Raw genomic sequence first — 22,296 nt, forward strand, 5'->3', positions numbered from 1 at the left:
CAAACGGGGAAGGAGATGCTCTCGAAGTCGAAGGAATAGTTCTGATTGTTCCAGACGCAGACCGGCTTTTTGAGGACTGGGATGCGTTTGAATGCTTCTTTTCTCGCTTTCTTGTAGATGCCGACGGCATCTCCTGCGAGTTGGTTCTTCACGGCGCTCGGAAGGGGGGCATCGATGTCCTTACTAGACCACCTCTTCCCGTCCTCGGAGGCGACCATGTTCGCCACGACTCGGTTGGCGGTATGAATATAGGTCTTGCCCATCCTTTTTAGGATGGCATCCTGACGACGAGTGGCATAGACTCGAACCTCTACCGTGACGACTTGACTCATCTTTGACACCTCCTTCATCATAATAATTAACTCCATTATAGGTTTACTATAAATGCATTTCATCAGGAAGAACAGTCGGGGACATGAGGTGTCTGAAGACACCCCGTCCCCGAACTCGCTATCATCCCACCCCTAAAGGAGTGGGCTTTCTCGCTCGTAAATTCTGTAACGGTGTCTGCCTTATCCATTGCACCACAAGAACGATGCCAAATGGGAACATGAACAGGAGTAGCATGAGAGGAAGAAACCCTAGATTTCCATTGCCGCTGATTTGTTGTGGATATACTTGCGTCGCGCGACCCAAGGATATGAGAAGTCCACTAAAGATGCTTAAAGCGACTACTAATCGATCTACCTTCACGATTCTCATCCAATCGTCCCCTCTTTAAAAAAAGTGTTTGTGATTCATATGACTACACTCAATATACAAGAGGGAGACGTTCAACATTTCCTTTTTCAGGAATCAAGGTAATGCGATACCCGGTTTCGATTATTTTTCAGATGGCTTTGAATTTTACTTGGTTCTGCTGACTTCATTGAATGTCATGTTTATATTTATAGTCCTGTAGAATCGTAGCTGCGTCCCTAGTCGTCCAATCTGCTACCGTTTCTGAAGGATGTCGTGCGAGATACGCATCCATAATGTCTTTTCCTAACCGGTACATACTCCATATAGGTATATCCTTCTCCTGATTTCCATCCATGATATCCTCTTTCGTCAATTCACCATTTTTCATTAAGCGTAAAACATGCTGTTTCGTCTCTTCTTCTAATGGCTCGACCCAAGCTGGTGTCACACCTTTGACGACGCGTTTCGCGAACTGATCCGCCTTCCCTTCCAGGAGAAGTGAATGGATCAGTGGGCTGGCTTCATCTCCCAAAGAAGAATCTAGCTTCATTCGGTCGTACAAAGCAGTATGATGATATTCATGGGCTACTGCATACGCCAACATTTTCTTATCATAGTCAGCACTAAGGAATAGAATGAAGCAATCTCTTGTTGCTAACCCCGCGACCCCTCCCATGATACTCGTACGCTCCATGAATTCCGAATTGATCGGCACGATGAAAATCGTATTCATTTGTTTCGGTAATGCCCGATGTGAAGCGGTATAACTTTTTTCAATGATTTTTTTGATCTCTGTATCTTCTTTCATTAACTCTTTCGTCCGACTCATTAACTGTTCTTCATACCCCGTTGCCTGTAGCATAAAGTAACTCTTCATATATGTTAGATCAAGATCTTGTTGCTCACCTATTTCATCCATATAACCTAAGACATGTTTCAGATAGCTCTTCGTGCCATCATCCGCGCTACCTGTCTTCATTGCCTCTTCTAAGTACTGATTGTATTGCGTATAGAGCGGAACGATCTTGACCTGATCCTCTTGACCAATCTTGATCGTCTTGTTTTTAATCGTTTCGTCGTTCGGTGAAAAGAAGTTTTCTGTCCTTTCCCAAACGGTACACCCCGATAAGGTAACCAACATCAAACAGAGTAATACGAGCCATCCCTTTTTCAATGTAATCCCTCCCTCAGATTTATGTCTCAATATTTTATACTGTCATTTAATAACAAAAGTTTCATATTTTAGATAAATAGTCCACCTCCAGATTGACTATAAATAAAAAGAACCTTGAAGCGTCGCAACACTTCAAGGTTCTCCTTCTTTCATGACCCCGTACTTGCAAATGCCTTCAGTCCGAACAACCAGAACCGGTACGCAATCAAACAGGCGATGATGGCGACGAGTGGTGTCGCGACTGCCATCAACCCATATCCTCTTCCGTCAAAGAAATACATCGCCGGATAAAAGGCAGTGAAGCCAAACGGAATGATGTAGGTCAAGACGAACATCAAGACCTTCGAGTAGATCGTCATCGGATATCGGGCGAAGTCACTCAGACTGAAGACCGCAGAGACGACCGGCAGACTGTCGACCATCCAAAATGAGAACGTCGCAAAAAACAGGTTGATCGCGATATAGAGCAATCCGCTCGAAAAAACAAGTACGATCAGCATCAAGACATCACCAAAGCTCCAGATCATGTCGAGGTGATCGGAAGCAACATAGAGCACCCCACCACCAATCAACAGTTGGCCGAACCCGTCTTGTTGGACGCGCTCAGCGATGATTTGAAACAACGGATTGACGGGGCGCATCAACAACCGATCCAGATTCCCGGTCCGGATGTACTGCCAGCCGATCGTCCAAAGGTTATCAAAGAAGATATGATGTAAGGCTCGTCCCAAAAAAGCGATCCCGTAAATGAATAGAATCTCGTAAAAGTCCCAGCCGTTTAGCGTCTCGATATGCTGAAAGACGACCGACAGGAAAAAGAGTGAGGCGAACTGTTGACCAAAGACCGACAAGACACCGATCAGGAAATCAATTCGGTATTCCATCATGACCTTAAAATGACTTTTGGCATATAGCCAGTAGAGTTTTATGTATCGTTTCATCCGCCGAACACCGTCACTTTCCGGATCGCGAGCGCGAACGTGATTCGCAAGATGACGAAGAATCCGATCAACCATCCGATTTGAATCAGTAACGCTTGCAGGATGCCACTTGCGCCAATCTCTCCCGTATAGATCGCAACCGGGACGTAGACGAGTGAAGCGAACGGTAAGTACAGACTGATCGTCTGAAACCAGTCCGGGAACAGCGTCAACGGGACGATCGCACCGGACATGATCGTGATGACGGCGTCCTGTAGGACGGATAGTCCCCAAATGTTGACGGTATAGAACGCAAAGATGCCGACGAGCAGATCAATCAATGTCGCGAGCAACACGGCACAAAGGACACTACCAACGAAGGCGATGCCTGCCAACCACGACTGTGGTCGATCCACGCCGATGAACAAGATCGAGACGAGGACGAGTGGTAGGATCGAGCGGAACAAGACCGAGACTTTTGAGCCGATATCCTGAGCGAGTAATTTATCGAGCAAGTGATACGGACGGAGTAACTCGATCGCGATGGCTCCTTGTTTGATCATCCGGGCGAGATCGCGTCCGGCACCCCCGCGGAACTGATCAATCATCGTCGCAAGCACCGCATACGTCAGCATCGTCGACAGTGAGATACCGGAGACATCGGTCTTATTGGCATACACGGCTTGCCAGAAGAAATAGAGAATGAACAAGCGCATCGTCACACTGAACATGCTTGCCCAGTACCAGGTCGTGTAGGCGAGATCAACCTTGATTTGGGACCGCATCAACGCGGTATATTTACGGATTCTCATGCGCTAATCCCCGCTTGGTAGAGCTTGCGGATTAACGTCTCCATCTTCGGGACGGACACGGAGACGTCCCGGACCGTGTACAGCGAGACGATTTCCTTGATGACTTGTCCACTCGACAATTCCCGGTCGTCAAACGCCAGCTCATACGTCAGTTCATCCGTCGTAAATAACGTCACACGATGTATCAACGCCGTCGGTAAAACGAACGGCACCGGTTCTTCAAGTGTAATCCGGAGCGTCCGCTCGTGGCTGAACGACTCCTTCAGTTGATCGATCGTATCGTCATAGATGATGCTCCCGTCGTCGAGGACGATCACCCGGTCACAGACTTCTTCGATGTCCTGCATATCGTGCGTCGTCAAGATGACGGTCGTTCCAAAGCGATCACTCATCTCCCGGATGAAGTGACGGATCGTCTCCTTGATCTCGATATCAAGTCCGATCGTCGGTTCATCAAGATAGACGACTTTTGGACGATGCAGGAAGGCTGCCGCCAGCTCACAACGCATCTTTTGACCGAGCGACAGTTGCCGGACCGGCACGTCTAGAAGTGGTGCAAGCTCTAATTTTTCCCGGAACCATGTGAGTGTGTCATCGAATTCCGACTTTGGCACCTGATAGATTTCCTTCAGTAGCTCAAACGATTCTTGGACCGGAATGTCCCAGAACAGTTGTGTCCGCTGACCGAAGACGGCACCGATTTGCGATGCGTTCTTGACCCGGTCGGCATGTGGATCGAGTCCGAATACCCGAACGTTCCCCGCGTCCGGACGTAAGACACCGGCAAGCATCTTGATCGTCGTTGATTTTCCGGCACCATTGAAACCGATATAGCCGACGCGCTCTCCTGCTTCAATCGTCAAATCAATCGCTTTGACTGCCTCTTTCGTCCGGTACGTCCTGTAAAACAGCGCCTTGATTGCTCCGCGTAGTCCCGGTTCCCGTTGGAGGATTTGATAGTGTTTCGTCAGTCCTGTTGCCTCAATGGCATATCGTTGCATCTGATTTCCCCCTTTTTGTGCAAACGCTTTCCGAAAACGAATTATACCAGAAAAAACCAGTCACTTTCCAACTCTTTTGAAAATTTTTCTCGATATTCTGACGAAGTCGCGTAATAATAGATAAAAAAAGGAGTGGTCAGACCATGATCTTACGTCATATGACACATCGCCATCACATGAAATCGATCGTGACACGCGGCGGATTGTCGCCAGCATTCCAAGTCGACGCACCAGAAGGCTCGATTGCGTTTGAAGTCAATCCATCTAACGATGCCTATCGCACTCATTTCCACCAATTGAAAACAGACTGGGCGGACGGTGACGTCGTGACGCTTGAATTCGATGGAGAGCGGATGCAAGCTGCTGGATTCAACATTCTCCAACCGGAAGAAGATACACGCAGCCAACAGGCTGAACGATTAGGCTTGCCGCTCGGGGAAATCGGTGCCTACGCATACATTCGCAATTTCGTCTCACTTGATTTTTTAACGGAATCGTCACGGGAACAGGTGTCAGAATATTATTAATTTCAAACATGTATTCTTTTGGATACTTTTGAAAGATAGGGCAATTTTGATACATTCAGTCTACTTTTGGGTAACACTAGTTTAGATAAATAAATTTTCATCAATTGAATTAATTTTTTGTAGTTATTTTTCGACACTCACGGAGAGGAACACGAACATGTGGCATACACTAAATCATCTCATCCTTAACATTTCCTTGCTCTTCTTTTTCGTGTTGATTTCGTTGTTTTTCTTTAAACGATTCCGATTTCATAACACGCTCGACAGTTGGCTGAAGAAAAATCTATTAGTACTGCTTCTTGCAACAGGTGCCGGCTACTGGGTCATCCTCAATGCCATCACCTATCAGGGATTTCGATTTGATTTATCAATCACATTGATCGTCATCGCCTTCATCTATGGCGGCATCAGTAGCGGCTTCATTACGACACTCGTCTTCGCTGCCCTCCAACTATTCGTTTTTCCGTCAACTGACATAATTTGGCTCGTTTTGACGTACCTGATCGTCAGCATCATCGTGCTCTATTTACAAAACGAAGCACCTGACCGATTCATCTCGTTTCCAATCATTTTTGGTATCGCACTCATCCTCTGTTTACCATACGTCCATCACGTCCGTCCGAATGACGTGACGGCGATGACGGTCTTTCTCATCGGCAATGGCTGTGCTGGTCTTCTGTTGCACAGCATTCTGCATCAAGTCCGGTGGCACTTCAATCAAGTCCGGATGCATCGTCGTCTCGCTTTGACGGATACGCTGACAGGTCTTGATAATAGGCGCCGTTTGGAAGAAACCGTCCAGCGTTATAAATCACAACAGATGAATTTTTCGATCATGATCATCGACGTCGATCATTTCAAACAGGTCAATGATACATACGGTCATGACCAGGGCGATCATATTTTACGTCAAATCAGTGCCTTGCTTACGTCCTATTGTCCCCCTTCTTGTGTGCTCGGACGATTCGGTGGCGAGGAGTTCATGATGCTGTTACCGGAGCATTCGTTACCTGAGACGCGTCGACTCGCGGAACAAATCTGTGAAGCCAGCGCCAAACGAACGTACGAGTTATCCGCGACGGAACCACTTCAAGTGACGTTATCAATTGGTGTGTCTCGACAAACCAACCAACCGTCAGAGACGCATAATTTTCTGCAAACGATCCAGCAAGCAGATGCTGCTCTTTATCAAGCGAAAAAGAGCGGTCGAAATTGTGTCTTTCATCATGACCCGTTGCGTTAAAAAAGTGCCCCCTCGCGTGACGATGAGGGGGCACTGCTATCTGAAATGGAGGAACGAACGTGGAAATCACGAATGTCTTACGCTTTACCGATCGCGATGGCTTTCGACAGTGGTTGACGAACCACGCAGATCACGCGGCCTTTTGTTGGGTGATTCTCAGTCGAAAACAAGCCGGAGATGGTCTACTTTATCTCGATGCCGTCGAAGAGGCACTTTGCTTCGGCTGGATTGATGGAATTGCAAAGAAGACTGAAGACGGTGAACTGGCGCAACGGTTCACCCCGCGTCGAAAAAACAGTAACTGGACCGAACTGAACAAGGAACGGGTCCGTCGCTTAGAGCGCCTCGGCTTGATGCAACCGTCCGGACGACAGGTTCTACCAGACATGCGTGCTGATGCGTTCGTCATTGATGACACGATCCAAGCGCGCCTACAAGAAGACCCGATCGTCTATGAACAGTTTAATGACTTCCCGGAGCTCTATCGACGCATCCGGATCGATACGATTCAAAGTGTACGCAAGGATCCCGTTCTCTATGAAAAACGTCTGCAGACGTTGATTGAAAAAACGAAACGGAATCAGATGTACGGTCAGTGGAATGACGGGGGTCGTCTTTTACTCGAAGATGTTCCGGAGACGGAATCAGAAGCTGATCGGTCAGACCGCTAAAAAAATCTCTTCTAACGATTGGCGTTCAATCTGCACCTCGTAGACTTTGACGTCTTGTTTCGCAAGCATGACGAGTAACTCCGGAATATCCTCTTCGGTCGGCAGATTGAGCCGTGTATATTCATCCGTTTGCGACAACTCATGAACGTCATTCGGAAGATGTGATAGCTCTAGCTGTGGAACGGTCCGAATGCGGATCTGAACTTCCTGCCCTATCGCCTCTTGCATCGACGCAATGGTTCCGCAGCGAACGATTCGCCCCTCTGCCAAGATCGCGACACGATCACAAATCTTTTCAATCTCATTTAAGTTATGCGAGGTCAAAAAGATTGTCTTTCTGTCAGCTTTTAATGCGAACAACAGTCGCTGGATATCGATTGCAGACTCTGGATCAAGACCAGACGTCGATTCGTCTAAAAAAAGCAATTCCGGAATTCCAACGAGTGCTTGTGCGATACTGATCTTCTTCTTCATCCCAAACGAGAAGCTCCCAATCTTCTGACGCTCCGTTCAGCTCAATCCGACCCGACCGAGTAAATCAAGGATCTCGTTTTTGCTGACGCGGACTCCGGATAATCCTGCCATATATTCGAGGAACGCGCGCGCTGTCATGTCGTGATAGAGATTTGATGTATCCGGCATGACACCAATCCGGCGTTTGATCGCATCCAGTCGATCAGCGGGTTCACCGAGAAGTGCGACGGTTCCAGCTGACGCTTGCGTGATCCCAGTCAGAATCTGAATCAATGTCGATTTCCCAGCACCGTTGCGACCTAAAAAACCAAAGATTTCTCCCTGCTCGACTGTCAGATTAACCTCGTGTAAAACTTCTTTTGCACCGAACGATTTCTTCAATCCTCTTACTTCAATCGCATTCATATTACAGAATTTACGAACGGGAAAGCCCATATCAGGCATAGCCCGCCTTTAGGCATGGGATGAAAGTGAGTTCGGATGTTTTCATATCCGACGTTCGGGTATATCTACCGCATAGACAAGTACAAGTCTCTAAAACGCCTGTGTCCATCACACATTGAAAATCGTATACGGTTCGGTCACGAAAACATGTGATCGGTAAAACGATGCCTGTCGTCACGCAAAAGACGCTAACACATTAGGTGGACACACCTGCAACGACCTGTGGTTGACGGTAACAGTCGATCAGCCTGAGAACCTATACGGTCTGTCTCAGGAGGGGTGGTGGCACACCCTCATCTGAAGGCTTGAGCAAAACAGAAATGGACTGCGCTCGCATAAGCACCTCAGAATCCCACGGTTTTAATCGTGGGATTGTCAAACGATTACCCATCAACACCAAGTGGTTCACATCACGGAATCGGGAACACAAGATCTTCCGACGATTGTTTGCCTGCATGGACTCGGCAGTACAAGTCTTAGCTTCATTGAAATCGCGGAAGCACTCGCAAACGAATTTCGCATCATCGCGCTCGACTTACCCGGTCACGGAAAAACAGCAGCTTTTACAGATCCTCTACACTATCGCATGAAACCGCTCACGGACTGGATCGATAAGGTCCTACATATGCTCAATATTCGTCAGTTCTATGCTTTGTCACACTCATGGGGAAGTGTCCTCTCACTCTATTATTTGATTGAACATGCTAATCGAGTACTCGGTACGATTTTGATCGACGGCAGCTATCATAGTAAACGGCTCTACGCGATGTCAGTCGAAGAGGAAGTCGCTTTTTACGAACGCGATTTCGAGGATTCCGTTTCGACATGGGACGAATTTTTAGACGTTGCCGTTAATGCTCCGGATGCGCGTCGCTCCCTTGCGCTTAACAAGGCGGGTATCGACTTGCTTCGTCTAGAAAACGGACGTTATCACTGGCATGCGCGAGGAGAGACGGCTGCTGCGATCGTACGTGCGCTGCACCACGAGGATGTCCTTGATTTTCTCTCAGACGTTCCACCAGCAGACATTCAGTTGTACGTCGCAACGTTATCGACGGATCAAACATCAATCCGTCAGCAAGCGACACATCCGTTACACGAGTTGACGAATGCGACAATCCATCTCGTTTCGGAAACCGGGCATCTACTGCACTGGGATCGTCCCGACGTCATCATCGAGGTGATTCGTTATCATTGGACGGCTGGAAAAAGATTGTCTTACATTCAAAAATTGGTTTATTATGGAATTAACGAAAAGAGGAGGAATCCTTATGCTAAAACGATTAACGTTCGTTTGTGTGACCTTATGCGTCGCGATCGTCGCCGTCCTTGTCGCCGCACGCCATTCATCAGGCAATACCATCTCGTTTGAGGAGCCGTTCTCGGTCTACATTGCGATTGGACTAATTGTCGTCTTATTCCTACCACCATTCATCCTATCTTTTTTCGAACAACCTGTACTGAAGATTGTCAATGTCGTCTACCAATCCCTGATCGTCTTTAGCTTTGTCAGTCTGATTCCGGTCGGCTTCTTGATCCCGAACGGTTCTTCGACGATCATCGTCGCTATCCTCGGGACGGTCGCAAGTCTTGCGAGTGTCATTGTCGCTACGCGGAGTACGACCTTCCAACCTGTCTTAAAGTGAATCGACCAGTTGAGCAGGATGTCTCTCTTGACATCCTGCTTTTATCGTTTTAAGTTGTATATACAAACGTTAAGGAAGGAGCATACTTCATGCCATCGATTCAGGAAGAGGAGGATTTATTGACGTATTGTCTCTATTTCACGTCGAGCCGCTTTGCCCGTAATATCGCCAAATTGGCTGATCAAGCTATCGACGGTGAGCTCGCGCCCTCCTATTACTACATGATGCTCGTCGTCCATTTTCATCCGGACATCACACAAAAGGAATTGAGCCAGCGCTTATCTCTCGCACCCTCAACGAGCACACGGTTTTTGGATAAACTCGAAGCACTCGGCTGGATTCATCGTGAGTCACGCGGCAAACAATCCCACGTCCGTTTGACGACAGCGGGAGAAGAAGTATACGATACGTTCCGCCAATCGTTGAAACAACTGTTCGCTGATTATGCCGCGATTCTTGGTAAGGACGAGAGTAAACAATTGAGTAAATCGCTTCGCGAAGCAAATGAAAAACTTGAGCGTGCTTGAGTTTTTTTACCCTAACGTTTGTATATACAACTATTAAGGAGTGTTTTCATGACTACACAACAGACCATAGTGATCATTGGCGCCGGTCCCGGAATCGGGTATCATACGGCACTTCGTTTCGCACAGAATGGCTATCATGTCGCGTTGATGGCGCGGAACGAACAGCGTCTGCAATCACTTGTCGATCAACTGACCGATCAAGGATACGAAGCGACTGCTCATGTCGCGGATGTACGAAATTCTACCGCACTTGCCTCGCAGTTCGAGAGCATTCACCGGATCCATGGTTCAATCGATGTCCTGCTTTATAACGCACTCGCTAACACACCAGGTCGTCCGACAACGTTACGCGCAGAAGATCTCCGTGCTGACTTCGACATTAACGTCATCGGTGCACTCAACAGCGTCAATGCAGCACTCCCGTACTTATCACCCGACGCATCGATCCTGCTGACGGGTGGTGGACTTGCGCTCTCGCCTGTCGCTGACGTCGCTTCCTTATCGCTCGGTAAGGCGGCACTACGAAATCTCGCGTATAGCTTGCACGACGAGTTGAAAGACCGATCAATCCATGTCGGAACGTTGACGATCGTCGGTTTCGTCGAAGAAGGAACCTTCTTTGCGCCGCAGCATATCGCGCAAGCTTTACACGCACTTCACCAAGAGCGAGCGATCGAACGCATATACAAGGAGGAACAACAATGAAAACACTCGTCATCGTCGCCCATCCTGATCTAACAAACTCCCGAATCAACCGGACATGGATGAACGCATTTCAACAGCAAGAACACGTGACCGTCCATGACCTGTACGCAACCTATCCTGATTTTAAGATTGATGTAAAACGGGAACAAGAATTATTGATGGCACACGACCGGATCGTGCTCCAGTTTCCGTTTTATTGGTATAGCAGTCCTGCTTTACTCAAGCTCTGGCAAGACGAGGTGCTCACTTACGGCTGGGCATATGGTCAATCCGGTACACGATTACACGGCAAAGAATTAATGCTCGCTTTTTCGACGGGAGGACCGTCTGCCGCTTATCAACCGACCGGAGTCAATCAGTTCAAGTTTGATCAATTGACGACGCCGTTTCAAGCGATGGCGAACTTGACGGGCATGACCTTCCTACCGCCATACATTCTGTCCGGCGTCCGCACCTTATCCGATGAAGCACTCGTACAGGCAACATCATCACTCATCGAACAGACACTTCTCGTCCCGACACGAAAGTGAGGTCTCTTATGGCACGTTTTCTCTATCAGACACGTGAATTTGACTGTCCGGTCCAGCTCAGTATGAATGTCTTAATGGGCAAGTGGAAAGTGCTAGTCTTGTGGCAACTGTTCCTAAAAAATCGTCGGTATGGCGAATTAAAACGACTTGTCCCCGGCATCAGTCATAAAGTCTTATCCGATACGTTAAAGGTGCTAGAAGAAGAACGATTCATCTTCCGCCATGACTATCAGGAGAATCCTCCGCATGTCGAATACGGTCTGACGGATCAGGGACGTGACCTCGAGCCGATTTTGCGTGCGCTGCAACAATGGGGGATGCAGTATAAAACGCCCCACTCACCTTAATGTGCGTACTTGTCCTTCTGAACGGGTTTGATACGATGACACTAAGTCATCCATCACACTACGAACAGGAGGATTTTTCATGAAAACGATCTTACTCGTCGTCTCGAACCCAACCGTCTCAACGACAACACAATGGCCGGTCGGTTTTTGGTTATCGGAGTTGACCCATCCGCTTGATACGTTCCAAAAACAAGGGTATCACGTGACGATTGCCAGTCCGGATGGTGGAAAGGTCGACTGGGACGCACTCAGTGATCCTACTGATCCAAGCGGTTACTCGGCTCATGACCAACTTTCGCTGTCGTATCGGGACAATCCTGACTTTTTAGCACGATTAGAAGCGACACCACGCATTGATGACCTGGACCTCTCAGGATTTGATGCCATTCTCGTCGCTGGTGGTCAAGCCCCCATGTTTACGTTTGAACAAGCCACTTCGCTCCATGAAGCCTTTCTTGCGTTTTATGCTGCAGGAAAACCATCAGCAGCACTCTGCCACGGTACGAGTTTATTGCTTTATCTAAAAGACGGGGACCGACCATTCGTCGAAGGTAAACGCATGACCGGCTTTACGAATGCGGAAGAAGAGTTAGCCGATCAGGCAGCAGGCATGCGTGTCATGCCGTTTCGCATCGAGGAAGAGGCGTCACGCCTCGGTGCAGCGTTCGTCTCCGCCTCCCCTTGGACACCGTTCGCCGTCGTTGACGGACACCTTATCACCGGACAACAACAGGAATCAGGACATGAGGTCGCGACTCGTCTCATCGAACTGCTTGAACCGTAAGGAGGTCTGAACATGCGCGAATGGTCACGACCGACGATTCACACGACGACCGGGCACCGTCAAGCATCGTGGATTGAACTGTTCTTTGATCTCGTCTTCATCGCTTCCCTCGTCGAAACGATTCATTTCGTCGAGACGCATCTGTCTGAGGGCATCATGTCGACGCTTCTGTTTTTCTTGGTATTCTTCATCGCCCCTTGGATCGTCTGGCGGAGCACGACGTTTTATTCCGATCGGTACGAAGAGAATACGAGTCGCCATCGCCTGCTCTTGATCGTCTTGATGATACCGATTGGTTTGTTCGCGTACTCCGTGCATCATGTCGTCGAAGGACATGTCGGTTGGTTTGTCTTGAGCTTCCTCTTGTCCCGACTTTGGCTATTGTTCATGTGGGGAAGTGTCAGGATGACGGAAGAGGCACAAAAAAGAACCTTCCGTATTTTATTAATTGGACATGGTACGGCGATACTACTCGTCAGCTTAAGCTATTGGTTTACATTTTTACCGCTCGTCCTGCTTGCATTAGTCATCGAATTGTTTCAGACGCTCTGGACGCTACGTGCGCATGAACAGCTTCCCGAATTGACGCGCAACCACTTACCTGAACGGTTCGGACTCTTTACGATGCTCATCCTCGGCGAAGGTGTCCTTGGCGTCATCGACCTGCTGGCAACGGGTGATGGACTACTGCTCCCCTTTTTATTGTTCCTTTATCTCGTCTGCTGTTTTTGGATCTACTACGATCAAGTCATCTACCGTCTCTATCATCCGACAGCCTGGCATGTCTATTGGTGGGGGATGTGGAATCTCGGTATCGTATCGTCTTTACTACTCGTCCGTAGTGCGTTCGCTGGTTATGCTTCAGACGATCCTGAAGCCATCCTGCTCTTTTTCAGTGCGACCCTGCTGTTCATCTGGACGACTGGCGGTATCGGTTTGACGGGGCAAAAGGATACCGTATCGCTTCGAATGACGAGACGTTTCCTGCAACTCCGTCTCCTACTGACACTCTTGCTCATCGGCAGTTTTTTCCTCTTCACTCCTATCGTATTGCTTCTCATGATGCTCCTCTCCTTACTTCTCATCCTGTTGCAAGGGATGTATTACTGGACGACACATTTACGTCCGTCGTCTGAAATATGATCAACCAGATGATGCTTATCATCTGGTTGTTTTTATGTATAAATTTATTTATCGATATACTCATTTTTATTAATTTGTTTTTCGTTAGCGTTGGGCGTATTCTAATCACGTAGCCAATCGGCAAACGAAAAAGGAGGAACATATCATGAGTAAACACATCTTAATGGTCGTCACGAACGCAAAAGAAATGAAGGAAGGTCACGCGACAGGGCTTTGGTTATCGGAGTTCGCAGAAGCGTACATTGAATTCAAGAACGCAGGATATACGGTAACGGTCGCAAGCCCGAACGGTGGCGAATCACCAATCGACGCACGGAGCCTTGAGGACGAAGTGCCAGCGGAGATCCAAGCAACAGCTCCACTCTTGAAAGAGACACTCGATTTGAAATCCATCGAGGACTTCTCGACCTTTGATGCGATCTTCATGCCAGGCGGACACGGAACGATGTTCGACTTGCCACAAAGCGATGCCTTGAACAACGCACTTCGGACATTGTTTGAAGCGAACAAAACGGTCGCTGCCGTCTGCCACGGACCAGCTGGACTCGTCAGTGCGACACTTTCAGACGGTACGCCGCTCGTCGCTGGAAAAACGATCGCAACGTTCACGGACGAAGAAGAACGTGCGACAGGACTTGATGTCTATATGCCATTCTTGCTCGAGACACGCCTTCGCGAACTTGGTGCAAACATCATCACGGCTGACAACTTCACGGAAAACGTCCAAGTCGACGGAAACCTCGTCACAGGACAAAATCCACAATCCACGATCGCGGTTGCGAAAGCCGTCATTACGACACTCAACTAATCAAAACAAGAGACCCTTTTTCGCAGGGTCTCTTTTCATAGGAGGTTTTACCGGTGATTCAATTGATTGCCCGAATCGAAGCACATCCGAATAAAGGCGAACAGCTCGCTACGATCATCGAAGGTGTGATCGCTCCTTCGCGTGCCGAGGCTGGCTGCCTGACCTATCAGGCACACCGTGCCGTCGACGATCCGAATGTCTTCTACTTTTACGAACAATGGCCAGATCAGAACGCATTCGATCAGCATGTCGCCTCACCGCACTATCAAGCCTATCGAGCAGACAGTGCCAGTCTTGTCGTTGATCGAAACTTGACGTTCTTACATGACGTATCGAAGTAATGTCTATTTCATACGAAAAAGTCCAATCCTCTCAGCATTTGCTTGGGGATTGGACTTTTTTAACTTAATTCAACTTAATGCCTCAATCACCTGTTGCAAAACTGGATCGTGGCGCGAGTCCGTTCGATAGGCGACATATAACTGATTCGTCGCGAATCGTTCTGGTGCAATCCGCTGTACCCGTCCAGCGCCGACCGCTACCTCGACGAGATAATCGGGCAAAACGCTAATCCCGTGTCCTGCTTCGATGGCTTTTAGTATCGCATCAACGTTCGGTAAGATCATTTCCGGACGGATCCCAGGCCGTTCTCCGAACTGCGTCTGATAGTACCGACGAATGATCGGCAGCTCGAGTCCATAACTGATCCAACGCTGACGGTCCATCCATTCCTTCAGATCCGTTTCCGGAATGGCGTAGCCAATCGGAGCGATTAAGTGAAACCGTTCGTCGGCGATCGGTACATACTGGACACCCGGTTCGTCGATTCGTTTCGTCGCGATGATGAAGTCGAGCTCGTTCGCGAGCAGGCGTTGTAACAGGGGAACTGTTAAATCAAAGACTGCCGTGAACTGTGCAACGTCGAGCGGTAGCTTTGGTACGATCCCATGCGTGACGAATTCCGTCGGTCCACCGAACTTCAGGACGGGACGGATGTGTTCCCCTGCTTCGTATTTCATCTCAAGCGATAACTCCTCGAGCCGGTCGATCAATCCGACGACTTGTGTATAGAGGGCTGTTCCCGCGTCCGTCGGAATCATTTGCCGTGGCGCACGGATGAACAAGGACGTCTCAAGTTCTGCTTCTAATGCCGCGATATGCTGGCTGACCGCCGGTTGCGTCAAAAAACGAATTCTTGCCGCTGCCGAGACGGAACGTTGTTGGTACACATGGATGAAACTCCGATACCATTCAAAATCAATCATGTCTTTTCTCCTTTATTATCCTCTCCTGTTCAGTATAAAAAGTCGATAGACATAAGACAAATAATGATTTCGTCAGTTTGCTATAAGCATATTTATTTGACGACTGCAAAGGGAAGATATTTTCCGTAGCGACTCATCAACTGATGAATACCTAATGATAATAAGACGATAATTGGAAAGAACTGAAGTGGAAACAAAAACAATAATAATGTAGCCGTCACTAACGGTTGGCGCAAGACGACGGTACAACTTGCAGTGACGACGACTGTGATGATGAGACCGGGCATGAATGGACTGACCGAACTGAGACAAAACGCGAGGACGGTACTCGAAAAAATCAACGGAAAGATCTTTCCGCCTTTCCAGCCACAGGAAAAACATAAATGGGTCAATAAGCCTTTTCCGATGGCGAGGAGGAACAATGCCCCAACTGACCAGGAAGAGGCTTCTTTTGAAAACTCTAAAATCTCATGTTCACCTGAAAATAACAGATACGGCGATATCAGCGAAGCGAGACCAATGGCAAGACCTGCCATTAACGCTAATCTGACAGGATGCTTTACAATATAAGCGACCTTATCCGTCCAGTGTTCCATTAATAGAAATAAGAGTCCAAAGATGACTCCTACCACTACCGCAGGCACTATGTACCAAATGACGCCCACGTTCCAGGCAATCGGCGGGATTTTAATTGAAAACACCGGTGTATGCGGAAACAGATGCATGATGCTGCGAAAGCACAATAGGGCAATCAGCGTACAGATGCCATAGTAGACGATTTTTTGGAATGTATCCCACTTGGAAAGTGTCTCCTGACTCGGCTCCTCTTCAATTGCTTCCGACACACTGACGAACGGTGCATGAAAAATCGTCGATAGCATCGCGGCATACCCTGTCTGCAAAAACGTTTGCCGTTGCGGCTCCGTCATACGCAAGCGGTCACCAATCCAGGTCACCATTCCACCGAGGATACTGATCAATGCCGCTTCCGGTCCGAGACTTGCCCCACAGGTCAGCACGATCCACGCCGCACCTGCATTTTTCCACAATGCGCCTCTGTACGGGACACGTCCCTCGTTTTTAAATGCTGCCACTGTCTCGTGCATCGTCTTCGGATAATCGCCGATATGTTTTTGGACCAGACCAATCCCAAGACCCCCGAGTAATCCAATCCACATGCCGTGATAAGGCATATCAATCACATCAGGGATCACGTGCCAGACGACATGAATCGATCCGTTGATGCCACTTAAGAAAAGTGCCGCTGATGTGCCGACGATTGCTCCAAGGAGCAGACAATGGATGAGATGTGTCAGGTGGGATTTCATTTCCGCTCCTCCTTGTTCTTTTTATCCCGGTGGTATTGTTTTAACGCCATGTTGAAGTTGACGATGACCGCACTGAGGACACCGACACCCAGCATGACGTAAACGATTGAAAATAATTTCCCGAACGCCGTCTGTGGAACAAGATCACCATACCCGACCGTCGCAAGCGTCATGACGGAAAAATAGAATGCATCCAGTATACTGAATTTTTCGACATTATGGTAAAAGACCGTTCCTATTAAGAAAAGCGCACCAACCATGATCATCAATGCCTTTTGTTCTTCCTGCTTGAACAGAATACGCAGGACATGAAAAAAATTACGGATCAGGATAAAAAATGCGAGCATTGTGTCCCCCCCTTTTACCGCCATCGTTGGGTTTGATCGGTAAACAGCTTCTCCAATTGCTTTCGATCCAGTTTATTGAAATCCGGAATCTGAATGACCGTCAACTCGACATTTGACAGACCATAATCATCTAGCGAATTGCTGAGTTGTTTCCGTTCATTCGCATCGTATCGCGTTCCTAAAGTCGTGACCGTCAACCGTCTCTGCTCTTCATCATATCGTTGTTCGACGACGAACGTGTCCTGAAATTCTTCTTCAACATACCGGTCGAGATTCGTCTCAAACAGGCTATCCTGACTTAAGACGTAGGCTGTATAGAGACTCGGGATACTGATTAGACAGGCTAAAGCAATCAACGAACAATTGATCCTGCGGGATGACTGAATTCGTAGACTATTGTCTGAACGCAGGAGCCATTTGACGCCCAAAAAGGTCGCAATCAAAATAAAGCTGCAGTTAATCAGGAATAAATAGCTTGCCCCGAGCACGTAAACTAGATTCTGATTCGCAATTGCATACCCGATCGTGCAGACAGGAGGCATCAGGGCAGTCGCAATCGCAACACCTGGAACGATATTGTTCGCCCCTTTTTTTCGTAGACCAATCCAGCCGGCAATCCCTCCAGCGAAGGCGATCAAGACATCCCATATCGTCGGGAACGTACGCGCCATCAGTTCGTCACTTGCTGCCGTCAGCGGAGAAAATGAGAAATAGATCGTCGATGTCACGATGCTGATCGTCAGTTGAACGATTAAGAGGCGTAGTGCTTTCTTAAACAAAGGAATATCTGATAGACCAAGTGCCATCCCGAGTCCGAGAATCGGATTCATGAGTGGGGAAATCAGCATCGCACCGATGATGACTGGAATCGAATTCAGATTCAATCCGATGGAAGCAATGAAAATCGCACACATGAGGATGACAGCGTTACTTGAGCGAATCGTCAGTTCCTGATCAATTTTTGTTCTCGTCTCCTGCAAATCATAGACCGATGCCTCCATCATGGTTCCACCTTTCCATCATCATTTGTAAGTCAATTCGTTAAAGATCTTTCATTTCTTTTTACCCATTTTTTAGTATGTTTGACTTATCTGCCGATGATACAATGAAATAATCTTTTGGAACGAAAGGACCACTATTATGCAAAAATTTCGCGGGAAGCGCCGTTATTTTAAAAATCTCGAACTCGAATTCAAAAGCTTTTCTTCTCCCTCCTATGTTGATTCAGATGATTGGTTCAATGACTGGCATATGCACCCTGACTTTTATGGTCACGGCAACACGAGCCTTCGCATTCGGAAAGCTCATCTTCGGATTGCGCTTCGTGCCCTACACGACATGCGGCAAAAATTACTGGAAAACCAGATCGAGCATCAGATTTACATGACGATTGCTCTCGAAGATGCTTCACAAGACGCACTACATGTCCACACGCCGAATCCGTACGAGACACCTTTCCCATTCGAGCGGATTCGGTCGTTCCCACTTCCTTCATACATTCCGACCTGGGTAACGGAGCTTTTTCCGAGCACTCGTTATACGATTCATGAATCACAGGAGGAGCTTGTTGACTATTCGGAAGAGGAACCTGTCAGCTCGACCGTCACGTTTTTTTACATCTTGCCTAACCTTTAATGAATAAAACGAGCTATCCGTTTCTCAAAAGGAATCGGATAGCTCGTTTATCTTTTCTTTATGGTAGCAAGACGACTTTTCCGAACTTACCGGCTTGTTTGAAGTACGCTTGCGCGTCACGTGCTTCAGCGAGCGGGAACGTCCGGTCGATGATCGGCTGAATCGTTTTCGTTCGAACCGCGTCAAGTAACTTCTCGTAATCATAACGATTACCGAGAACGGATCCTTGCAGACGGATATGCTTTAGATAGAGCGTCCGGAAATCAAGCGACGTCACTTGACCACCGGATGAACCGGAGATGCAATATGTTCCGCCGCGTTTCAACAGATCAAGACCTTGTTTGAAGACGGCATCCCCGACGACATCGAGAATCGCATCAACTGGACCGATTGCTTCCATCACTTGCTGATCCCAGTTCGGATCACGGTAGGAGACGACCACTTCTGCTCCGAGTGCTTGCAGTTGCTCCTTCAGCTTAAGATCACCGACGAGCGCAACGACTCGAGCACCGAAGACGCGAGCTGCAATCTGAACGTTGAGTGATCCGACACCCCCACTCACTCCTGTTACAAGAACGATTTGTCCTTTTTGTAAGTCGAGTTGCTCGACCATATGCCACGCCGTCAGACCGCTAACCGAGAAGACGGCACTGTCCGTATAGGATTCAAGCGGCATGTCGTAACAAAGTTCAAGCGGCCAACAGACGTATTCCGCATATCCACCGTCATACTCGGAACCGATGAACGACAAGTCTTCGGCACTCTGTTCGTCTTTGATTTCTCCGCTTGCCGTGAATGGGAACAAGACGACGTCGCGCCCGATTTCTGATTCTGCGACACCTTCTCCGACCGCAATGATTCGACCGCTAATGTCTGAACCAGGAATCCGCGGAAATTGTACTCCTTCTGCTTTCCAGCCCGACTCGTTCTCGGCACCATATGCCCCTTCGCGCATCCAGATTTCTGTATTGTTTAAGGCACATGCTTTGATTTCAATCAAGACTTCACCTTGTTTTGGTTGTGGTGTTTCCTGATCGATATAGGCGAGCTTCTCGAGCCCACCATGCCCTGTGACCGTGACTACTTTCATGTTTTTGCCCCACTTTCTTTTCTTAATAAATATATGATGTCTCTCTTCTTTACCCCATCATCCTTATTTTAATATCCTGCTTCCGTTACCTCTTGACTCCTGCTCTAGTCGGATACGCTTCATTTGCTATCTAGATATAATACAGTTACAACATTACATCTGGAGGAACGCTTCATGAAAAAACGATTGATCTTTATAGGAACTTTAGCAACTATCACGGTACTAGGGATTACCTGGTCGAGAGGCGGCGCAGATCCCGTCATGAAAGACAACTATTCACCCATCCCAAAAGATACGACGTATCGCGGACAGGTCGCTTGGCCACTTGAAACGCGCGATCGTTCGATTGCCGGTGAAGCAAGCGGCGTCGCTGTTGCTCCGAACGGTGACGTCTACTATTTACACCGGGGTAGTAATTCATACGGCGATGACACCTACATCAAAGAACCGACATTGATCGTGCTCGACGGAAAGACGATGCACGTGAAGAAGCGGTTAGGCGCCGGTCTATTCAAGTCACCGCACGGTCTTGAAGTCGATGACCAAAACAATATCTGGATTACCGACATCAGCCTGAACCAAGTCTTCAAACTCGACCCGTCCGGTAAAGTCTTGCAAACGTTCGGGAACACATATGGTCCGTTCACGGAAGTCGGTCTGCGCATCCGAAACGTCTTGCCAAGCATCCCGCTACAGCTGGATGAAAAGACGTTCGCCCGTCCGACAGACGTCACCGTTTTCAAGGATGGCTCGTTCGCTGTATCTGACGGCTACCGGAATAGTCGCATCGTCATGTTCGATCCAAAAGGAGCAGTCAAATGGGAAGTCAATGAACTCGGCAAACAAGACGGACAGTTCAATCTGCCACACGGGATTAGTAGTGACGATGAGATGAATCTCTACGTTGCGGACCGCGATAATGCGCGAGTCCAAGTCTTTGACCGGACTGGCAAACATATCGATACATGGTCATCTAAGGAACTTGGTCGCCCGTATGGCATCGAAGTCGGTCCGAACGGAAAAGTCTACGTCGCTGATGGCGGAAACTATTTAAACGGACAAAAGAAGAATCCGCAAAGCCAAATTGTCATCTTGGACAAACAAGGAAACATCGAAAAACGATTCGGTGCGTGGGGGAAGGAAGAAGGACAACTCCGGATCGCACACGATATCGCGGTCAGTGCGGATGGAACGATCTATGTCGCGGAATTGTTGAATGAACGATTACAGCGGTTTTCCGAAAAATGATAACGAGCGAAATCTCGAAATTTAAGAAATGAATATCCTTTCTTTCGAAAGACGACTCCTCTTAGCTTTCTTTATTTTGGTAAAATAAAGAAAATCCTTAGGAGGTGCATCATGAAACGTGGCTTAGCATTAGCCGTTCTACTTATCCTCGTCGTGTGCATCATCGTCTTCGAACCATTCCGTGGCGCACCGCCAAATCCAGAAGTCAAGGCACAAGGAAAGGATGTCCCGACCGTTCAAGGCTCATATTGCTGGGACAGTTTACTCCGTAGTCAATGTGTTGATAAAACCTATCGGGACGGGCTTGATCTGATTAAAGGACAAAAACCGGTCGTCATTGCTGCCGGTAAGTCTGTCAGTGTCGAACTATTTGGCAATCCAAAACAAGTGAAGCTAATTCAATCGGACAATCAAAAAAAGGAGTCCATCGTAACTCTAAAAGATGACCGATTCAAAGCTCCAACAAAACCAGGTATCTATGCCTATGAATTGAACTCGTGCTGGAAAAAGGGAGACGGTCAGTTTGGTTTTGCGCTGAAGGTCGAGTAAGAACAATGAACGCTCTGTCGTCGATGTGTTAAGGGAGTTGTAGTTTAATCAGATTGATCATTAATTCAATCTGATATTTGTAAAAAAATTAAATAATTTCAACAATTGTAAAAAAGCGACAAAACTCCTTTACGGTTTCATTCTGCATATGCTAGGATAAGACAAATTACATGAAATAAACGCATTGAAGAGAACAGTACGTCATCTAGGCTTTTTCTAGAGAGCTCCAATTGGTGGGAAGGAGCATCAGCCATTGACCGAACCAAGCCTCTGAGCAGCACGGTGGAACCGAATCGGGGATATCGTGACGGGTGCTCCCGTTATCGAGCTCAGGTATTTGCCGTTTGAAAACGGTCGTACCGATGAAGGCGATACCGGTGACGGTCTCGCGAACAGG

The 22,296-nt window shown here is 48.0% G+C and carries 27 protein-coding genes, 1 pseudogene and 1 other annotated feature (1 of these 29 only partly in view); of the genes and pseudogenes, 16 read left to right on the forward strand and 12 right to left on the reverse strand.

The window, feature by feature from the left end:
• From ACRPK8_RS13025 to ACRPK8_RS13045, 5 genes and pseudogenes are all read right to left on the reverse strand, one after another.
• Positions 1-332, reverse strand: a pseudogene (locus ACRPK8_RS13025) (RNA-guided endonuclease TnpB family protein); the annotation flags it as partial.
• 533 nt (positions 333-865) lie between these two features.
• Positions 866-1,855, reverse strand: a complete 990-nt coding sequence (locus tag ACRPK8_RS13030) for a DUF2268 domain-containing protein (protein ID WP_432238598.1) — start codon at positions 1,853-1,855, stop codon at positions 866-868.
• A gap of 149 nt (positions 1,856-2,004) precedes the next feature.
• The gene (locus tag ACRPK8_RS13035; RefSeq protein ID WP_432238599.1) at positions 2,005-2,796 is read right to left on the reverse strand and encodes an ABC transporter permease; all 792 of its coding nucleotides are present in this window, start codon (positions 2,794-2,796) and stop codon (positions 2,005-2,007) included.
• Positions 2,793-3,587 carry an ABC transporter permease gene (locus tag ACRPK8_RS13040; protein WP_432238600.1) on the reverse strand — a complete coding sequence of 265 codons (795 nt, stop codon included), beginning with the start codon at positions 3,585-3,587 and terminating at the stop codon, positions 2,793-2,795. The genes ACRPK8_RS13035 and ACRPK8_RS13040 overlap by 4 nt, the downstream gene beginning before the upstream one ends.
• A complete protein-coding gene (locus tag ACRPK8_RS13045; RefSeq protein ID WP_432238601.1) occupies positions 3,584-4,588 on the reverse strand; it encodes an ABC transporter ATP-binding protein in 1,005 nt (334 codons plus the stop codon). The genes ACRPK8_RS13040 and ACRPK8_RS13045 overlap by 4 nt, the downstream gene beginning before the upstream one ends.
• Before the next feature lie 143 nt (positions 4,589-4,731).
• On the opposite strand from ACRPK8_RS13045, the gene ACRPK8_RS13050 reads away from it, so the two are divergent.
• The 3 genes from ACRPK8_RS13050 to ACRPK8_RS13060 all read left to right on the forward strand — a co-directional run bounded on the left by ACRPK8_RS13050 (position 4,732) and on the right by ACRPK8_RS13060 (position 7,029).
• Positions 4,732-5,115 carry a hypothetical protein gene (locus tag ACRPK8_RS13050; RefSeq protein ID WP_432238602.1) on the forward strand — a complete coding sequence of 128 codons (384 nt, stop codon included), beginning with the start codon at positions 4,732-4,734 and terminating at the stop codon, positions 5,113-5,115.
• Between the two features lie 157 nt (positions 5,116-5,272).
• Positions 5,273-6,358, forward strand: a complete 1,086-nt coding sequence (locus ACRPK8_RS13055) for a GGDEF domain-containing protein (RefSeq protein WP_432238603.1) — start codon at positions 5,273-5,275, stop codon at positions 6,356-6,358.
• 59 nt (positions 6,359-6,417) lie between these two features.
• Positions 6,418-7,029 (forward strand): YdeI/OmpD-associated family protein, encoded by a 612-nt coding sequence (locus ACRPK8_RS13060; protein ID WP_432238604.1) that lies wholly within the window; start codon positions 6,418-6,420, stop codon positions 7,027-7,029.
• Here the strand turns inward: ACRPK8_RS13060 and ACRPK8_RS13065 are convergent.
• Together ACRPK8_RS13065 and ACRPK8_RS13070 are read right to left on the reverse strand one after the other, a co-directional pair.
• A complete protein-coding gene (locus ACRPK8_RS13065) occupies positions 7,018-7,503 on the reverse strand; it encodes a DUF4162 domain-containing protein (protein WP_432238605.1) in 486 nt (161 codons plus the stop codon). The two genes, ACRPK8_RS13060 and ACRPK8_RS13065, sit on opposite strands and share 12 nt — an antisense overlap.
• 36 nt (positions 7,504-7,539) lie before the next feature.
• A complete protein-coding gene (locus tag ACRPK8_RS13070) occupies positions 7,540-7,908 on the reverse strand; it encodes an ATP-binding cassette domain-containing protein (protein ID WP_432238606.1) in 369 nt (122 codons plus the stop codon).
• Positions 7,909-8,329: 421 nt separating this feature from the next.
• Between ACRPK8_RS13070 and ACRPK8_RS13075 the strand changes: the two genes are divergently transcribed.
• From ACRPK8_RS13075 to ACRPK8_RS13120, 10 genes are all read left to right on the forward strand, one after another.
• Positions 8,330-9,319, forward strand: coding sequence for an alpha/beta fold hydrolase (locus ACRPK8_RS13075; RefSeq protein WP_432238649.1), 990 nt, complete (start codon positions 8,330-8,332; stop codon positions 9,317-9,319).
• Positions 9,219-9,593 carry a hypothetical protein gene (locus ACRPK8_RS13080; protein ID WP_432238607.1) on the forward strand — a complete coding sequence of 125 codons (375 nt, stop codon included), beginning with the start codon at positions 9,219-9,221 and terminating at the stop codon, positions 9,591-9,593. Before ACRPK8_RS13075 ends, ACRPK8_RS13080 begins: the two co-directional genes overlap by 101 nt.
• Positions 9,594-9,682: 89 nt before the next feature.
• Entirely contained in the window at positions 9,683-10,120 is a 438-nt protein-coding gene (locus tag ACRPK8_RS13085; protein ID WP_432238608.1) for a MarR family winged helix-turn-helix transcriptional regulator, read from the forward strand.
• A 48-nt stretch (positions 10,121-10,168) separates the two neighbouring features.
• The gene (locus ACRPK8_RS13090) at positions 10,169-10,825 is read left to right on the forward strand and encodes an SDR family NAD(P)-dependent oxidoreductase (RefSeq protein ID WP_432238609.1); all 657 of its coding nucleotides are present in this window, start codon (positions 10,169-10,171) and stop codon (positions 10,823-10,825) included.
• Positions 10,822-11,355: an NAD(P)H-dependent oxidoreductase gene (locus ACRPK8_RS13095; RefSeq protein ID WP_432238610.1), complete on the forward strand. Its 534-nt coding sequence runs from the start codon at positions 10,822-10,824 to the stop codon at positions 11,353-11,355. Before ACRPK8_RS13090 ends, ACRPK8_RS13095 begins: the two co-directional genes overlap by 4 nt.
• 8 nt (positions 11,356-11,363) lie before the next feature.
• The gene (locus ACRPK8_RS13100) at positions 11,364-11,702 is read left to right on the forward strand and encodes a winged helix-turn-helix transcriptional regulator (RefSeq protein ID WP_432238611.1); all 339 of its coding nucleotides are present in this window, start codon (positions 11,364-11,366) and stop codon (positions 11,700-11,702) included.
• A gap of 79 nt (positions 11,703-11,781) precedes the next feature.
• Positions 11,782-12,486 carry a type 1 glutamine amidotransferase domain-containing protein gene (locus ACRPK8_RS13105; RefSeq protein WP_432238612.1) on the forward strand — a complete coding sequence of 235 codons (705 nt, stop codon included), beginning with the start codon at positions 11,782-11,784 and terminating at the stop codon, positions 12,484-12,486.
• Between the two features lie 12 nt (positions 12,487-12,498).
• Positions 12,499-13,629 (forward strand): low temperature requirement protein A, encoded by a 1,131-nt coding sequence (locus ACRPK8_RS13110; RefSeq protein WP_432238613.1) that lies wholly within the window; start codon positions 12,499-12,501, stop codon positions 13,627-13,629.
• A 145-nt stretch (positions 13,630-13,774) separates the two neighbouring features.
• Entirely contained in the window at positions 13,775-14,437 is a 663-nt protein-coding gene (locus tag ACRPK8_RS13115; RefSeq protein WP_432238614.1) for a type 1 glutamine amidotransferase domain-containing protein, read from the forward strand.
• A gap of 53 nt (positions 14,438-14,490) precedes the next feature.
• Positions 14,491-14,778, forward strand: coding sequence for a putative quinol monooxygenase (locus tag ACRPK8_RS13120; RefSeq protein ID WP_432238615.1), 288 nt, complete (start codon positions 14,491-14,493; stop codon positions 14,776-14,778).
• Positions 14,779-14,847: 69 nt separating this feature from the next.
• Here ACRPK8_RS13120 and ACRPK8_RS13125 read toward each other — a convergent pair whose 3' ends face one another.
• The 4 genes from ACRPK8_RS13125 to ACRPK8_RS13140 form a co-directional block, all read right to left on the reverse strand.
• Positions 14,848-15,702 (reverse strand): LysR family transcriptional regulator, encoded by an 855-nt coding sequence (locus ACRPK8_RS13125; protein ID WP_432238616.1) that lies wholly within the window; start codon positions 15,700-15,702, stop codon positions 14,848-14,850.
• 92 nt (positions 15,703-15,794) lie between these two features.
• Positions 15,795-17,030 carry a chloride channel protein gene (locus ACRPK8_RS13130; protein ID WP_432238617.1) on the reverse strand — a complete coding sequence of 412 codons (1,236 nt, stop codon included), beginning with the start codon at positions 17,028-17,030 and terminating at the stop codon, positions 15,795-15,797.
• Positions 17,027-17,377 (reverse strand): potassium channel family protein, encoded by a 351-nt coding sequence (locus ACRPK8_RS13135; protein ID WP_432238618.1) that lies wholly within the window; start codon positions 17,375-17,377, stop codon positions 17,027-17,029. Before ACRPK8_RS13135 ends, ACRPK8_RS13130 begins: the two co-directional genes overlap by 4 nt.
• A gap of 14 nt (positions 17,378-17,391) precedes the next feature.
• On the reverse strand, positions 17,392-18,378 hold the full coding sequence (locus ACRPK8_RS13140) for a DUF389 domain-containing protein (protein ID WP_432238619.1): 987 nt from the start codon (positions 18,376-18,378) through the stop codon (positions 17,392-17,394).
• Positions 18,379-18,517: 139 nt separating this feature from the next.
• On the opposite strand from ACRPK8_RS13140, the gene ACRPK8_RS13145 reads away from it, so the two are divergent.
• The gene (locus ACRPK8_RS13145) at positions 18,518-19,012 is read left to right on the forward strand and encodes a hypothetical protein (RefSeq protein WP_432238620.1); all 495 of its coding nucleotides are present in this window, start codon (positions 18,518-18,520) and stop codon (positions 19,010-19,012) included.
• Positions 19,013-19,070: 58 nt separating this feature from the next.
• Here the strand turns inward: ACRPK8_RS13145 and ACRPK8_RS13150 are convergent, their stop codons facing one another.
• A complete protein-coding gene (locus tag ACRPK8_RS13150; RefSeq protein ID WP_432238621.1) occupies positions 19,071-20,102 on the reverse strand; it encodes a zinc-binding dehydrogenase in 1,032 nt (343 codons plus the stop codon).
• 174 nt (positions 20,103-20,276) lie between these two features.
• Here ACRPK8_RS13150 and ACRPK8_RS13155 point away from each other — a divergent pair, with 174 nt between their 5' ends.
• Positions 20,277-21,350 carry a peptidyl-alpha-hydroxyglycine alpha-amidating lyase family protein gene (locus ACRPK8_RS13155; RefSeq protein WP_432238622.1) on the forward strand — a complete coding sequence of 358 codons (1,074 nt, stop codon included), beginning with the start codon at positions 20,277-20,279 and terminating at the stop codon, positions 21,348-21,350.
• A gap of 111 nt (positions 21,351-21,461) precedes the next feature.
• Positions 21,462-21,899, forward strand: coding sequence for a hypothetical protein (locus ACRPK8_RS13160; RefSeq protein WP_432238623.1), 438 nt, complete (start codon positions 21,462-21,464; stop codon positions 21,897-21,899).
• Between the two features lie 175 nt (positions 21,900-22,074).
• Positions 22,075-22,296: a binding site (T-box leader), on the forward strand; it runs 35 nt beyond the window's last position.

This window comes from Exiguobacterium sp. TDN 0502, assembly GCF_050846835.1.
Lineage (GTDB): Bacteria > Bacillota > Bacilli > Exiguobacteriales > Exiguobacteriaceae > Exiguobacterium_A.